Here is a 16,056-nt window from a genome sequence, read left to right as displayed (position 1 = left end):
TTTTTTCAGTCCAACCTGTCCTCTTTCCAAAAATCATACACTCTTATACCAATACATGCAAACGCAGACATTTGAATATTATATCGACAGGTATCTCCAGGGTAGCATAACTCCTGAAGAATTGACCTTGTTCCGCAGTTTTTTGCAGGACCCGCAAAACGATGAAGTGCTGCAGCAGGCAATGAAAAACAGTTGGGAAGAATGGGGGGACATGACCTCAGCTTTCCCGATGTATTGGAAAACCTGGAGCAGAAATTGAAGGCGGAGCGCATGTCCCGGGAATCACCCCCCGTAAAACCTGTTCCTCTTTATCGCCGGTCATGGGTCCGTTATGCAGCCGCAGCCATTTTGATCGCCGGTATTTCAACCGCTGTAATGCTGTCTGCCGACATGCGGACAAAGTCAGCCCCGGGGGCTGGTCCGGGCATTGTTTCGTCAGGCATCCTGCCCGGCACCAACAAAGCGGTACTGACTGTTGACGATAAGCAAATTGACCTTTCCTCTGATAAAACGGGCATCGCCGTTGGAGCAACTATTGCCTATTCAGATGGCGAACAGTTGGCCGATGCAGGAAAAATGATAAAGTTGGCCACTCCCAATGGAGGCCAATACCAACTGACTTTACCCGATGGTACAAAAGCCTGGCTGAACGCGGCTTCCAGTATCAGTTTCCCTTCTGTTTTCAATAATGGGAAAAGGCAAATCAGAGTAACAGGTGAGGTTTACCTGGAAGTGGCGCAGGACAGGTCCAAAATATTTACCGTGGATATAGATGGTCAGTCAACAGTACAGGTGCTTGGCACCAGTTTCAACATCAATGCTTATACTGATGAAGGAAATATTCAAACAACGCTGATCAGTGGAAGTGTAAAAATATTACCTGCTGTCACCAATGAGAAGGCCGTGCCGGTTGACTCAAAAGCAACGGCAGTTATTTTGAAGCCAGGTCAGCAGGCCATTCAATCGATACAGGCGGCTGAGCCAATAAAGATCCTCAATACTCCTAACCCTGACCAGATTCTCGCCTGGAAAAACGGAATATTCGAGTTCAATGGCGCTAATCTCAGGCAGGTAATGAAGCAATTGGAAAGGTGGTACAATATCAGGGTGGAGTACAGTAACAATGTGCCGGATATCATTTTCAAAGGAGAGTTTTACAGGAATGTCAACCTCTCCGATATCCTGGAAGTGTTGACGGAAATGGGAGTGAAATTCCGGATGGAAGGAAAAACTCTTAAGCTACTCTGATAACGCTGCACGCCATTTATAGAACAAACGATTTACAGCTCAATAAAGCTCATCATAGAACCAACAATCAACAAAGTAAGATGCATTAAACGTTCACCGCTCTCCAAATAAAAAACCGGAAGAGGTCTGAAGCTCTTCCGGAATAAGTTTGGATTACCAAAAACTGATAGGTCTCTTCCAAGACTGCTTTCTTCACCCAAACATTGCAATTTATGCAAAAAACTGCTTATTGTGCTTGGCCGGCCCGGGTGGGGCGCCGGTACATAACCAAAACCCTGTTAGTAATGAAACTAACATTCATTTTATTGACGGCTTTTATTTTGAACGTTTCCGCTAAAGGCCTGGCCCAGAATGTCAGCTTTTCCGGGGAGAACGTTTCTTTGGAATCTGTTTTATCCACCATTAAAAAGCAAACCGGCTTTTTATCTTTTTATTCTGAGTCCGTCCTGCGGATATCGAAGCCCGTTACAGTAAAGGCCATGGACCTTCCGGTAGAAAAATTCCTGGAGGAAATCTTTAAGTCGCAACCGGCTTTGAAGTACAGCCTGAAAGGGAAAAACATTTTTATTTCTCCCAGGTCTGCCTCGTCTGACCGGCAACCGGATAAAGATGCCATCAGATATGGAGAAACCATTCACCTCTTTGCTCCCCTCCGTGGCATTGTGCAGGATATTCTGGGCCATCCGCTTTCCGGCGCCACCATCATGCACCGCGCCGGCAAAGTATCCACCACTTCAGATATCACGGGCTTATTTACCATAGATATAAAGGAAGGAGACCGCCTTACCGTTTCTTATATCGGCTATGAAACAGTTACCATCATTGTAACCGCTTCCATGCTCAACAACCCCAAAAGTCTGGTCATTAATTTAAAGCCTTCCGCAACAAAACTGGAAGACGTGAGCATCGTGGCCAATACCGGTTACCAGAAGATCGACAGAAGGAAACTGACGAGCGCAGTGACTACTATCAAAATGGAAGACATCCTGACGCCCGGCATCAATACGGTTGACAAATTGCTCGAAGGCCGCGTATCCGGAATGATCTTCATGCAAAACTCCGGTCAGGTTGGGGCTGCCCCTAAACTGAGGATCCGCGGAACCTCCACCATTCTCGGCAACAGAGAGCCGCTATGGGTACTTGATGGAATTGTGCTCACTGATCCGGTGAATGTAGATCCCCAACAGATCAATGATCTTGATTTTGTAAACCTGCTGGGCAACGCCATTGCCGGCTTAAATCCTGAGGACATTGATCAGATTGATGTCTTGAAAGACGCTTCCGCCACCGCACTCTATGGTGCAAAAGCTGGTAACGGTGTGATTGTGATCACCACCAAAAAAGGCAGGACCGGCAAACCCACCATCACCTATTCCATGACTGCCGGTTATACACAACGTCCCAGGTATTCAGACCGGAGCATGTATATGATGAATTCCAGGGAAAGAATGGATGTTTCCAAAGAAATGGTGGAACGGGGGATGCGATACAACAATATCACCCAGTGGTCAGGTTATGAAAGCGCCCTGCAGGATTATTACAAGGGCAATATCAATTATGATGAGTTCAAACGCCTGAGTGATTATTATGCAAACGTCAATACCGATTGGTTGGGCCTCATTACCCAGGATGCATTTTCGCATAACCACACGTTAAGCCTTTCCGGTGGCTCCAGCGAGATCAAATATTATGCGTCCATGGGATACCAGAATGAAGGCGGTGTGATCAGGGGCGAAAGCAATAAACGCTATTCCTCCATGCTGAACCTCACGGCAGACTATAAGAAATTCCTGGCGCAGATCTCATTTTCCGGAAATTATTCCACCCGCAATTATACCCCTTCCGATCTGGGCATCATGAACTATGCGTACAATACCAGCCGTACCATGCCTGCATATAACCCCGACGGAAGTTTGTTTTATTATCCGCAAACCAACGGCATACTTTCTTATAATTACAATATCCTGAATGAGCGCGATAACAGTAACGATCTTACCAACCTGCTCGCTACCAATATCAGAGCGTTGTTAAGAGTGAAACTAACCAGGGGGCTGGATGTGGAAGGCACGTTTGCGTATGGTATCAGCAGCAACGACAGGGAAGTGTATTATACCAAGAACTCCTACTATATTTTCAAACTCCGTGCTGACCAGACTGCCAGATGGGACCTTGCCCCTGTAGGCGGTGAACTGCAGAAGCATGAAACACGCAACAACAATTATACGGCACGCCTGCAGACTAACTATATCACATCACTGGGTGAAGGCGGCAGGCACTCGCTGACGGCAACTGGTGGTATAGAGATCAAATCATCCGAGTACAAAGGTTTCAACATTACCAGGAGAGGATATTTCCGCGAGATGGGTGGCTACTTCGATATCGTGCCTACCACATTTACCGGGTATTATAACCAGTGGATGTCTACAAAACCCGCACTGGGGTATTACGAGCGCCAGTTGACGAATGAATTCGCCTGGTTCGGTACTGCCGGCTATTCCTGGAATAACCGCTATCTCCTGAACCTGCATGTCAGGGGAGAACAGTCCAACCTTTTTGGAACAAGGTCCAACAACCGCTTCCTGCCTATCTGGGCAGTTTCCGGCCGCTGGAACATGAAAGATGATATTGCTAAAGACCAGAACTGGATCAATGAACTCGCCTTAAAGGCTTCCTGGGGCTGGCAGGGTAATATGCTGCCTGGCCAATCCGCCTACATGGTGATCCGCCAGAACCTCAGCACCAATGTGTATTACAATGAGCCCTATTCCAATATCGTCAATTATCCCAATCCTGACCTCAAGTGGGAGCGTACTGCATCTTCCAATGTGGCTGTAGAGTTTTCCCTGTTCAAAGGAAAGCTGGGCGGCTCGGTAGGCTACTTCTACAAAAAAACAAAGGATGCCTACCTGGATAAAACAGTAGCTGAGATCAACGGCGTGGAAAAATATGTGATCAATAGCGGAACACTGGAAAACAAAGGAGTGGAAGTGGCCTTACGGATCACTGCCGTAGACAATGCAGGATTCAACAGGGAACGCCGCGGATTTGTATGGCGGATCGATCCGCAACTGGGACAAGTGTTGAACAAAGTGTTGAACAGGACCATCAATAACCGCAACAATGTGCTGGTGGACAATGTGACCTACAGGAACTTCCTGGATGGATCAGTTCAGCTTGCAGGAAAACCCCTGAATACTTTTTATTCCTATAAGTTCAAAGGCCTGAGCCCGGTTGATGGATCTCCTGTTTTTTACGGATCGGAAAGCGACAAAGCCGCGGAATACCAGAAGCTGTATTCACAAATGGAAAGGGAAGATGTTTACCTGGCGGTGATGAGCGAATCCGGCCGCAGGGAGCCCTTTATCCAGGGTGGAATTGCCAACTATTTCGGTTGGCGCAACTTCGGTTTGTCTTTCAATATCACTTATTCTCTGGGTAATAAAGTGCGCATGCTGAAGATCGCTTCAGGGTATGCATCGGCGATAGCCTATCCGCAGCAGAACCTGCGTAAAGAGTTTGTTCAACGCTGGCGCAGGCCTGGTGATGAAGCCTACACCAATATTCCGGGATTACTGGCAGACAATAACCTGAATACGCCCTGGTGGAATATATTCCCTGCAACTGCCTATTCATTTGGTGGAAGCGTGTACGATATGTATGATAATTCCGATGTCAGGTTAGTGAGTGCCGATCATGTGAAACTGCAATCCGCTTCTTTCAGGTACAACTTCACGGATAAACTGATCCGGAAGCTGGGCCTTAGTTCGGCCTACGCCAGTATCACCGGCACCAACCTGTTTATCCTGAGCAATAAAATGCTGAGGGGCCAGGACCCGGCACAGTCGGGATCCTCGCCTAATATCAACCTGTCGTTACGACCTACCTTTTCCGGTAGCATCAATATTTCATTTTAAAACATAAGCACCATGAGATATATCATTGTACTGCTGATGTGCTTAACGCTTTCATCTTGCAGCAAATTCCTGGAAGAATATACGCGGGACCTGAAATACGCGGAAAATGCTGATGACCTCAATAAACTGATGATCGGGGAAGCTTTTCTCAATTCCCTTTCTCTTTCTATCTATAGCCAGTCCACCATGGGAGAGCTGACCACCGAAACAGGTTTCATTGCGCCCTGGTTACATGTGATGGATGATGATTGCGAACAGTTCGTGGCTGACTTCGTGGAAACAAGTCAACCTACCCCGTTGTATATGTTATCCGGATTTCATAACTGGGCACAGTCGCCTGCAGTGAATATCCTGAACATGACATGGGAAGAGAGCAGTTGGAGAAAGTTCTATAAACGTACCGGCGCGCTGAATGCCATCATCTTCCAGGCAGCCAAACTGGCGGAAGGCGGTGATCAGAGCGATCTGTTGAAGCATCTGCGGGGTGAAGCTCATTTCCTCAGGGCATACTATTATTTCATGCTGCAGAATATTTATGGTTCCCCTTACCGGAAAAACACCGCTGCAACTGATCCCGGCGTACCACTGAAAGTGTCGGAAAAAATAGAGGACAATTTCTTTTCCCGCGATCCCAACCAAAAGGTCTATGACCAGATCATCGCCGATCTGCAGATGGCAGCGGGTTTGCTGGATGGGTATAATCCGAACACCAGGATCCGCATAGGCATTGCCGCTGTAAAGGCGCTGCAAAGCCGGGTTTACCTCTACACGGAGCAATATGATAAAGTGATCGATGCGGCCAAAGATTTTGAAACGATGGGATACAGCCTGGTCAACCTGAACCAGTTTGTGAGCGGAAGCAATTTCACTTCCCGCGGATCCACCGAAACTATTTTTACCATGGGCACCAATGTGATGCCGGCTGTTTTTATGAATGATTCGCTTTCCATGTGGAATGGAGATGACAACCGGGCATCGTCCTTCAAATCCTCTCTGAACCTGATGGATAGTTATGACCCTTCAGATCTCAGGTTGAACGCCTTCTTCGACAGGGCTGCCAAAAGCAGGGCCTGGATCCCGGCAAAATACCGTACCTGGAGAACGTATAACGACCCTGACCAGGTGTCCTGTATTTTTTCTTTCCGGCTTGCGGAAGTGGTGCTGAACCGTGCGGAGGCGCTTGCCATGAGTGGAGCAGATGGAGAGGCACGCACAGAACTGCAGAAACTCCGCGTGATGCGTTTCAGTAATGCAGATATTTCACAACTGCCACAGGGTAACCAGGCACTGGTTGAGTTCATCCGGGAAGAGCGCCGCCGCGAATTGTGTTTCGAGGGGCACCGCTGGTTCGATCTCAGAAGATATGCTGTGAATTCAAAATATCCACTGTCTTCCTCCTTTACCATCAGGCATCCTGCATACAGGTACGATGCACAATCCAATACCCATACACAGATTGGGAACTATGTGCTCAAATCCATTGCTGAAGATGGCGCCGCCTGGCAGGTACCTATTCCGGATTATGCCATCGAGTTCAACAGGGGATCATTGACCAATCCTGTCCGTAACGTTCGCCAGCTTCAACCTTAAATCTTCAACCAATGAGTAATAACAGATATATCATAGCATGCGTTCTTATGATCATGGCTGTATCCTGCAGAAAGGAAAAGGTGACTGATTTCCCGGATTACGACAGGAACTGGCTGGTGGTGGAAGACAATCCTGCTGATGCAACGATCCATGCCAATTACCTTTTTTACAAGGAAACCGGCATCCCGGTGTATATCAATGATACCATCGGTACCCAGCAGCGCGTTGATGTGTTCGGACATGCATACACGCATTACGAGAAACTTTCATTGAACTATTCACTGGGGGTTGACATAACAGGTGCTCCTCCCTTAGTTCAGTCTTTCAGTTATTGCAACAAAGCGGATGTGCCGCAGGCGCTGGCGTTTTTGAGGACAGAGATCATTCCAATGCTTCCAAAAACCGTGTATGTTCCCAGTATCTTCCTGGTAGAGGACCTGAGCACCTTTGCTTTTGGCAATTATGCATACAAGGGATTCAATACCGTGATCATCGGCCAGGTTTCCGGTATTGCAGGAATGGATGCCACAACAATGGCCAGCTATAAAGGAGCTATCCTGCGTTCGCTTCTAACCAATGCCGTGATCAGCGACAAGTATAAAGGAGTGCTCGAAAAGTTTTATGCTGTTTCAAGAAAATTCATAACAACCCGGGATGCATACAGCGTGTATACATTTCAGTTAGCAAGCCTTGTGACGGGCCTGCCGGCGGGTACTACTGCCACTCCACAGGCCATCGGCTTCATCGGAACGGATCCCCGGAATATGTATTATACTCCCATGTCTACCTGGATGGACGTATGCATGTTCCTGGAAGCAACACTCGGAAATTCAGAAGCAGGATTTACCCAGTTATACGGCAACCAACCAAATATCATGATCAAATACGGCTATATACGGCAGATACTGGCCGATTTAGGCGTGCCTGTTCAGTAAAACAAATTGACATGCCCTTAGGGCTTATCGTCTGACATAACAAATACATAAAATTCCATGAAGAGAGTAGTTTTTTTCATGTTGCTGCTGGCTTTGTCCGCAGCAACCCAGGCGCAACATGCCAACATCAAAGGAAAATTCATCAGGCATATTGCACCAAAGCAGTATGCGGACCGTATTTATTTCTTTAGAGCCGGGCAGGGCAATGTGGTTTCGCTGTCGGAGATCATGTTGAATAAAGATGATCAGTCTTTTAAAATAGACCTGTCGAAAAATGACCTGAATGAGATCCGTTATATCGGTTTCGAAGATGAACTGTACCCGGTATACCTGCACAAAGGCGAAGACATCACAATCGAGGCAAATAGCGGCCAGGTCAGCTACCAGGGAAATCTCAGCAAAGAGAACAAGGTCTTCAGCGGCTGGTTTGATATGATGGCTCCATTGAGAAGGCTCGGCTATTCCATGGATGCCCGCAGTCTGGCACCACTCCATTATGACCGTACTCTGGATTCACTGCTGACACCCGTTGAAAAATTTACCGGCAATATCAAAACCGGCAATAAAGCATTCGACCGCTATGTAAAATACATGTTACCATACAGCTTCAGAATGGATGCGCTGGCACCGTTCATGAGGGCGTTTGAATACAGTAAGAAGGATCAGTATCCGGCCTACATAGTGAATTTGTTCAACACCGAGAAGTTTGAAGATCAGCAGCTGTGGACACTGCCATTCGGGTATAATTATATTCAGAACCTCGGCTTTGTAAATCACATCATTTATAAATCAGAAATGGGGAGTACACAGGATCTCATCATTCCGGAGATCTCCAACGATCATTTGAGAGCTGAGTTCATACTCAAAGCCCTGGACCGTGGCGAATACCAGGGTATGTCTGCCTATGTTGCCAGGAATATGAAATACATGATCACCAAAGACCAGCAAGACAGGATGAAAGTTTTTGAAAAAAGAGCATCCCTGAAAGAGCCCGGTGGCAACTGGATAGATTTTGCCTATCCCGATGCCAACGGTAAAATACATCGCCTTTCCGATCATTTGGGCAAAGTGGTTTTGATTGATGTATGGGCTACCTGGTGCAGGCCTTGCATCCAGGAACAACCTGCATTGGAAGAACTGGAAAAAGCATTTGAAGGAAAAGATGTTGCCTTCATCAGTGTATCTATCGATACAGAAAAAGACAAATGGAAAAAAATGGTGGAAGACAAGAAATTGTCGGGCCTGCATTTATTCTCTAATAACGAAGGCATCATCATCAAGGATTACGAAGTGATCTCGGTGCCCAGGTTCATCCTGTTCGACAAAGAAGGCAAGACCGTAATGTTCGATGCCATCAGACCCTCTGATCCTAAACTGAAAGAATTGATCCAATCCAAACTTTAACCATATCATCAGGTCATGAAATCTTTTATATTATTTACGCTGTTAGCAGCAGGTGTTTTTTGGAATGCTCCGGTGATTGCGCAAGGTATCAAATTTGAAAACCTGACAATGAGCCAGGCCATGGCCAAAGCCTCGGATCCAGGCGCTCCCAGGCTGATCTTTTTGGATTGTTATACCAGCTGGTGCATGCCTTGCCTGGAGATGGCCAAAGAGGTTTTTCCGCAGAAGGAATGCGGCGATTTTTTTAATCCCCGTTTCGTATCGGTGAAATTCGATATGGAAAAAGGGGAGGGTGCAGCGCTCAGGAAGAAGTATGACGTTAATGTATATCCGACCTTCCTGATATTGGACAGCAAAGGGGAAGAGATCAACAGGATCGTTGGGAAATCCGAGACTGCAGAGTTCATTGAAAAAGTGAAAGCGGCTATGGACCCCAATACTTCCATGGCAGGCATGAAGGCAACCTATGAAAAGAAAAAATCGATGATGAACGGGTATCCTTATGCGAAAGCCCTGTTCGATAATGGCAGAGATCCCTCCTCCATATTGGAGGAGTTGTACGACAGCTCGATGGACTTTGAACGGTTCAGCTTTACTTACCTGGACCTGGCGCTGCGCGCCGTGAAATTCGGCAGTCCCTTCTTCAGAAAGATGATGCTGGAAAAAGCGCGTATCGACCAGGCTGTGGGAGCAGAAATGGTCAACCAGATCATCTTCGACAAGATCCGGAAAGACATGTACATTGTTGCCACTGAAACAGGGGCCAAATACAATATTCATTACACCCCGGAAGAAGTGGAGAATGTAGCTTATACTATGGCATTGCTGAAACAGGATTCGCAAAAACCTGAAAGCCATATGTGCAAGATCGCGCTGTATGTTGTCAGGAAGGACCTCGATGGAATGATCGATTATTACAAACGGTATATGTGGAACCTATCGCCCACTGAAGCTTTTAAGGTTATAACGGACGGCATCCTCACCAGCAAGGCCGCAGGTGCTACCGATGTGCAGAAGGAAGCCATCAGGGAATATTTCAGAATGGCCAGCCGGAGTTTTGAGAGGGAAGCCAAACAGTACCAGAGCAAGGCAGAAATTATCAAGTAACTACCCATATGTTAAAAACTGGAACAATGATTTTTTTTAAGAGTGGTTATCTGTTCAGGAACGCTCCGCTGGTGCTCATCTTCCTGATGTTAACCTGTATGGCCAAAGCACAGGTTTTTACCAACGATGCAAAGATAGCTGCTGACTACCTGGCTTCCATTGACTCCATACTGGCTAAAGGCACTACTATCCAGGCTTCCGATGCCCAAAAGGCATTGGAAGCCGGTGCGTCCGGAATAACGTTAGACCTGACCAGGCCGGCTGACAATGTAATGGACGCTGGTAACCTTTATGAATATGCGAAAAAAGCGACAGTGATCACCGGTTGCGCTTACCTGTGTCCCCGCTGTACCAATATCCACGTGAGCGAATCCTCGGGTTATATCATCGATCCCAAAGGTGTCCTGGTTACCAATTATCATGTGGCTGCCACCTTTGCCTTCATGAAAGACGGCAACCAACCCAAAGGTTTTTTCGCGCGCCTGGCCAATGGACGCACTTATGCAGTGAAGGCGATACTTGCCTCTTCCAGGAAGGATGACCTGGCTGTTCTTCAACTGGAAACAAATGGTGATCTTTTGCCGGCGCTTGCCCTGGGGCAACCGGCAAAAGTGGGTGATAAGATCTATGTTCTCGGCCATCCGCAGGGCATGCATTATTTCTTTTCGCAGGGCAATGTCACCAATAAATACCTGGAGGAAGCCGGAGCGTCCGGACAGAAATTCTTCCGGGAGATGATGTGTATCTCGGCGGATTATGCAACTGGTTCCAGTGGTGGTCCTGTTATGGACATGTATGGTAATGTAGTGGGAACAGTTTCCAATACGCGGATGTTGTTGCACAGCAACAGGGATGCCGGTGTACAAATGGTGGTGAAGAATACGGTTCCTGTAGAGTCTTTGTGGAAGCTGATCCGGAAATAAAGGAATGACAGGTATTTGAGATCCCCCCAACTTTTCAACCTGATCCAAACAAAAAAGAGATCAATTTTTTGATCTCTTTTTGTTGCCCGACATGGACATGAACTTCGTATGATTATCAATTTATTATATAGATTGTGCAAAACAAAGTGTAGAACAGTGTTCTTCGAAAAATACTTGTAAAAAAATAAGGAGAAAAAAGGGAATAACGGGACTCAGCGAGGGTTTCAGTTGAGCATTTCCGTTAAAAATTAGTTATTGAATCTTCTTTGGGAACCTTCCGGTCACTTATAAAATCATTGGCTATTTTCAGATAATGATCCAACTCCATATTGGTCAGCGCCGCGATCTTCCTGACCGCTGAACGGTGGCACTTCTGATATTTGCGCTTACTACCACATATACATCGACTATTGCTCTTGGGTTCCTTTCGTGATCGTGCTTCATTTAACAGCTTTATGACGATAGATACGTCTTTTGTTTCAAACTCCTCCATAAAAAATTCAAGATGCCCAAGGTTTCCATGGGAACGTTCATTCAGGAAGAAACCCATTCGTTCCCTGTGGAGTTGGTTGAAAAAATAGGGGATTACTTGGAATCGAACAAACGATGTTAAAGTAATCCCTTTGCGGCATATTAAAGCTTCTTCCGGCGCAGATGCAATACAGCAGTTTCCTTTATTTTCGAAAATATGCCAGTCGATATTAATGGGTATTCTTCCACCTGTTTCAAAAACCCATGGGAACCAATTGGGATAATCTGGCCCTGGCTCCATACGAATACTGTACTCGGTAATAAGGTCTCCCTCTTCATCCTTTAGGAGTAATTGACCATGTACAAAAGGGATTTCCCCCTGTATCATCACGTGCTCCAACTCAGGGTATTCCTGTACTAAAAGTGCAGCCTCTCGATTAAATAAGGATAGATCAGCACTCATTTTCCCCAAGGATTTGAAGTTGCAGCCCCAGTAATAATTGCGGAGTTTACACGAGACTGCGACTGATTTTGTTGCTTATCCTCTCCCAGCGGGAATCGATCTCCTAAATGTTTACGCCAAAGCTTGCTGGCTGCAAGCTCGTTATCTTCCTGCAGCGCTTTATCCGCATCTAATATAAAGTCGCTCAGAGCGTCCATAAAATTTTTCTTACGTGTTTGGTCATAACTTGCGAAAAGGTCATCGCCAGGCACTGCGGGAACGATGCATTCAAATTTGTTCTCTAAAGCCTTCTTAATTTCCTTAAGAATGTCACGCAGAGTAATATCAGCGCGTTCATTAAGCACGATCTTACTTTTTGCATTGGATGCAAGGATGGTCATTGCCAATCCGCTGGGCATCTTATTGCGTTTATGGTCGCACCATCCTTTGAAATTCATAACCTGAGCAATCAGTCTTCCCTCCTTGTCCTTTTTCTTATTGAACCAATCCACCATTTCTTTTGGATCACTGTTTTCAAATTCAGCATCTTTAACAGCAATCCTATATGGTACCCCATCAATCTTATAATACACTGGATGGTCAATTTCATAGTCACCAGCGAAGATGGAGCGTATACATTTTTTTCTATGTTCTGGATCAGTGTCAGTGTAACCATTAACAGCGTCCCATATCCATCCCTGGAGTGTAGTTCCTGTCACATCTGGTTTGCGGAAAAAGTAGATACCATCATCCAGATCACATATATCGTCTTTGGTACGAATGCCTGTCTTCATCTTATAAGAGCCCTGAATGAAGAACTTAGGTTCATACTCTGGATGGTTGTCTTTAAACCATTTGCGGATACGTTTACGTAGCGCATTTTTAGAATCCATCATCCGACCATTCTTTTTACTTCCGATTCGGATTTCATCATTGTACTTGCTAAACAAGTGATCACAATTTGCCATATGTATACTTATTGTTTTATAAACTTTATGATTTTTTGTAAGTTGTTTTTGGACAGCTCACCGCCGATTGCTTCAAGTCGCGCGAGATCCTTTTTGCTGGAAGCATTCAGGTCGATGGTATCGCCGCCCATATCGTGTTGTACGCGCAGGTATTCGAACTCTTTCCCTGTTGAAGCGAATATTCTTCGTATGAAAGCAATATATTGTTCGGTTATCTGAGCCTGACTGTCTAATATCATGTCCAGCAAACGAGGTTTAGGTAGCAACCAGTAAAATAAATCCTTCGGACGCCAGCGTTTCTTAATTATATGTCTGCCGCATCCTGTTCCCAAAGACAGTATTGTTATCTGCTCGATTTCTTGGTTCAATTTATCCGCGGCTTCAAGCAGGCCGATCAGGGCAGGATCGTTAGCGAATATGCCCCCGTCAATCATATTGACGTTTGATCCACTGCCATATTGATTGGAAAAATTAAAGGAGTGGGGGGGGAAATAAATAGGTGCTGAAGCGCTGGATAACACTGCTTCATGAGCTGGTATTTTGTAGTCACGCGAATAATCAACGTGATGTTTAGTTTTCAGCACATTGATTTTACCATCATTTCCGTTAAATGTAGGAATGCAAACTTTTGTCTTACAATCGTTTAGTAATGGTATTGAGCCATTATTGGCGCTTGCATAGGTTTTGGCCAGTAGTTGATGGAGTTCCTTATTACTATATATAGATGTAAATAAGACACGACTTTTGCGTGGAAGAATCTTCAGATACCATTTGGGAAAAATTGCCCGGGCGTGCTCATGGTAGAAGTCGACCAGTTTGGCTGCAGGAACCCCCAACGCTATGGCCACAGCCAGGATGGCTCCCGTTGAGGTCCCACAGATCAAATCAAAATACTCATAGAGCTTAGCACCTGGAACCTCGCGTTGTATTTCCTGTTCCAGATCTGCTAAGACCTTAGCAGGTATTAGCCCCCTTATTCCCCCGCCATCAATAGATAAAATCCTAAATTTCTTGGTTGCACTTTCATTCATTCCATTATATTTTAATATCTCCTCAGTATGAGCGTATTAGTTACCTTATATTATTTGTAATCAACTGATTAAAAATTATTAAATTGCTACGGCCGCCTTTGGGCCAATACTCTAACTATTATATAACCGGGAACCAGCAAAAATTCACCATGGTGTAAAAAAAATATATCCGGTTATTATTATTATGGAACTTGGTAAATATTACAGCCAAAACGATAAGAAGCTTGTCCAGGTCAATGATCAGGAATGGAAGGTGGCGCTCAAGAAATGCAAAAATCATATTGAATGGAAGCTGAAGGCTAAAACCATATCCGGTGCACATTCAGCATCTGTATTAGGTGGAGACCCTGTAGAGCATTACCTTGGCGTGGCTTATGAGAAGCTGTTAGCGGGAGACTGGGAATGGAAGGACGAATATGGTCTTGCTGAACAAATGATCAGGATAATCGATAGCCAGATCAGTAAACAAGTTGAAAAGGCTGAGACCAGAAAGGCTCACGAAAGCCAAGTGGTATACATGGATATGGAGACAGGCTTCTATGATATTGCGGACGCTCCCCTTACTCCCCGTGAAGAAATAATGATGGACGCACAATTACAGGCGATCGAAAAGGCTATCGATGGTGATGACCAGCTTCTGTTTATTGTGGAAGCCTTAAAGGAAGGAAAGAAAAGAGCAGAAATAGCCGAATTATTAGATATAACCCTCGGCAACTGGATAAACTCAAGGAGAAAATTAAAAGAAGGATCGTAGATCAAATATTTTAGAGGATTATGGATACCGTAAACACTAAGCAGCTACTGCTCAATCTGTACGGGTTGATGATGGAGATAAATTTACATCAGGAAGATGCTGATGTTCTGGAAGATCTACGTGCATCTCCAGACGATCAGATCGATCGACATTTATTGAAGATTAAACAGCTCAGTGCAAGGCTGCGAGCGAAGGCATATAGATTAAGGTTTGAGAAGGCAATTGAACAAATAAGGATCTTAAAGGAAAGAGGCATCGATGAGATAAAGAAACTCTTATCGCCAGAAGAACAACTGCAGCTTCGGCCGCTGTTCAATAAGTTTACTGAATTAACCGTGGAAGATGAAGCCGCAATCTTAGAAGATCAGGAAATACTTCAGCTTATTGAAATATTAAAAGACCGGCTTGATGATACACTCGATGATCAGCCCTGAGCACGCTGCAATAAGCCTTCATGCAAATATAGGATGGGCGCGTCCGTCTGACTTTTCTGTGGAGGAGATAGCTAACTCACTTGGGCTGATAGTGAAGGAGGTCCCAATGAAGGGTGCGGACGGGCGCATACTAATGAAAGGCAATTCAGGCATAATATCTATTCGTGATAACATCACTCACCCTGGAAGAAAAAATTTTGTTATTGCCCATGAAATTGGACATTTCCAATGCCACAAACATCTATCCCACCTTTACTCTGACACCCATAAAACATTGACAGAATGGTATGCTACTGGTCCACAAGAAAAAGAAGCTAACCGTTTTGCTGCTGAATTGTTGATGCCTGCTTCGCTATTCAAAACTAAAACTATTGGAAAACGATTAAATCTTGGCTTCATGCAGGAAATGAGCACTTTCTTCGGAGTATCTATACTGGCCTGCTTTCTTCGTTTTGTGAATCAAGGTAACTATCCGGTAATGGTTGTTTTTATGGAGGATGGAATAATCAAATGGAAGCAGGAATCTGATGACTTCCCTTATAAGTTTCTTGAGTATGGTTCCCCTGTACCTGCTTTCACGGTTGCGGGCGACTATTTTAAATATGGTCGTATTGAGCAGGCACCTGAGAAGGTAAAAGCCATGGATTGGTTTCCTGATTCTTGGAGGCTACGGTATGAACCCAATGCGGAGTTATACGAGCAATCTTATAAAGTATCAGGCAATGGACTTGTCTCTTGTCTATGGAGTTAATTTTGTAGATTGAGGTAGAATCTTCTTAAAAAACGTGTTGTCACTTAAGGAAGTTCAAATAAGGATTTCTCTGTTGGGACTCAA

General features: G+C 45.3%; 14 protein-coding genes. 11 read left to right on the top strand and 3 right to left on the bottom strand.

Annotated features, from left to right (window positions below):
• The first annotated feature begins 55 nt into the window (after window positions 1-55).
• From FSB84_RS30595 to FSB84_RS00490, 8 genes are all read left to right on the top strand, one after another.
• The gene (locus tag FSB84_RS30595; RefSeq protein ID WP_158643729.1) at window positions 56-259 is read left to right on the top strand and encodes a hypothetical protein; all 204 of its coding nucleotides are present in this window, start codon (window positions 56-58) and stop codon (window positions 257-259) included.
• A complete protein-coding gene (locus FSB84_RS00520; RefSeq protein ID WP_147121991.1) occupies window positions 202-1,248 on the top strand; it encodes a FecR family protein in 1,047 nt (348 codons plus the stop codon). Before FSB84_RS30595 ends, FSB84_RS00520 begins: the two co-directional genes overlap by 58 nt.
• A gap of 284 nt (window positions 1,249-1,532) precedes the next feature.
• Window positions 1,533-5,162 carry a SusC/RagA family TonB-linked outer membrane protein gene (locus FSB84_RS00515; RefSeq protein ID WP_207234325.1) on the top strand — a complete coding sequence of 1,210 codons (3,630 nt, stop codon included), beginning with the start codon at window positions 1,533-1,535 and terminating at the stop codon, window positions 5,160-5,162.
• Between the two features lie 12 nt (window positions 5,163-5,174).
• Window positions 5,175-6,752: a RagB/SusD family nutrient uptake outer membrane protein gene (locus FSB84_RS00510; protein WP_130543517.1), complete on the top strand. Its 1,578-nt coding sequence runs from the start codon at window positions 5,175-5,177 to the stop codon at window positions 6,750-6,752.
• An 11-nt stretch (window positions 6,753-6,763) separates the two neighbouring features.
• Window positions 6,764-7,687, top strand: a complete 924-nt coding sequence (locus FSB84_RS00505; RefSeq protein WP_130543518.1) for a hypothetical protein — start codon at window positions 6,764-6,766, stop codon at window positions 7,685-7,687.
• 57 nt (window positions 7,688-7,744) lie between these two features.
• Window positions 7,745-9,091 carry a TlpA family protein disulfide reductase gene (locus FSB84_RS00500; protein ID WP_130543519.1) on the top strand — a complete coding sequence of 449 codons (1,347 nt, stop codon included), beginning with the start codon at window positions 7,745-7,747 and terminating at the stop codon, window positions 9,089-9,091.
• A gap of 15 nt (window positions 9,092-9,106) precedes the next feature.
• A complete protein-coding gene (locus FSB84_RS00495; RefSeq protein ID WP_130543520.1) occupies window positions 9,107-10,198 on the top strand; it encodes a thioredoxin family protein in 1,092 nt (363 codons plus the stop codon).
• A 26-nt stretch (window positions 10,199-10,224) separates the two neighbouring features.
• Window positions 10,225-11,121, top strand: coding sequence for a S1 family peptidase (locus FSB84_RS00490; protein ID WP_158643728.1), 897 nt, complete (start codon window positions 10,225-10,227; stop codon window positions 11,119-11,121).
• Window positions 11,122-11,362: 241 nt separating this feature from the next.
• On the opposite strand, the gene FSB84_RS00485 is transcribed toward FSB84_RS00490, so the two are convergent.
• From FSB84_RS00485 to FSB84_RS00475, 3 genes are read right to left on the bottom strand one after another with little or no spacing between them, the layout of a single operon-like run.
• On the bottom strand, window positions 11,363-12,055 hold the full coding sequence (locus FSB84_RS00485; protein WP_130543522.1) for an SEC-C domain-containing protein: 693 nt from the start codon (window positions 12,053-12,055) through the stop codon (window positions 11,363-11,365).
• Entirely contained in the window at window positions 12,052-13,002 is a 951-nt protein-coding gene (locus FSB84_RS00480; RefSeq protein ID WP_130543523.1) for a cyclic GMP-AMP synthase DncV-like nucleotidyltransferase, read from the bottom strand. The genes FSB84_RS00485 and FSB84_RS00480 overlap by 4 nt, the downstream gene beginning before the upstream one ends.
• 8 nt (window positions 13,003-13,010) lie before the next feature.
• Window positions 13,011-14,033, bottom strand: a complete 1,023-nt coding sequence (locus FSB84_RS00475; RefSeq protein WP_130543524.1) for a CBASS cGAMP-activated phospholipase — start codon at window positions 14,031-14,033, stop codon at window positions 13,011-13,013.
• 184 nt (window positions 14,034-14,217) lie between these two features.
• Between FSB84_RS00475 and FSB84_RS00470 the strand changes: the two genes are divergently transcribed.
• Genes FSB84_RS00470 through FSB84_RS00460 form a run of 3 tightly spaced genes read left to right on the top strand, consistent with a single transcriptional unit; the run spans window position 14,218 to window position 15,972 of the window.
• Complete coding sequence (locus tag FSB84_RS00470) at window positions 14,218-14,787, top strand: RNA polymerase sigma factor (protein ID WP_147121988.1); 570 nt, start codon at window positions 14,218-14,220, stop codon at window positions 14,785-14,787.
• A 20-nt stretch (window positions 14,788-14,807) separates the two neighbouring features.
• A complete protein-coding gene (locus FSB84_RS00465; RefSeq protein WP_130543526.1) occupies window positions 14,808-15,221 on the top strand; it encodes a hypothetical protein in 414 nt (137 codons plus the stop codon).
• Window positions 15,196-15,972 (top strand): ImmA/IrrE family metallo-endopeptidase, encoded by a 777-nt coding sequence (locus FSB84_RS00460; RefSeq protein WP_130543527.1) that lies wholly within the window; start codon window positions 15,196-15,198, stop codon window positions 15,970-15,972. The genes FSB84_RS00465 and FSB84_RS00460 overlap by 26 nt, the downstream gene beginning before the upstream one ends.
• The last annotated feature ends 84 nt before the right edge of the window (window positions 15,973-16,056 follow it).

The sequence above is a fragment of the Pseudobacter ginsenosidimutans genome (genome assembly GCF_007970185.1).
Taxonomy (GTDB): Bacteria; Bacteroidota; Bacteroidia; order Chitinophagales; family Chitinophagaceae; genus Pseudobacter; species Pseudobacter ginsenosidimutans.
Note: the sequence above shows the minus strand (reverse complement) of the source record. Positions and strands in the feature narration are given on the sequence as shown.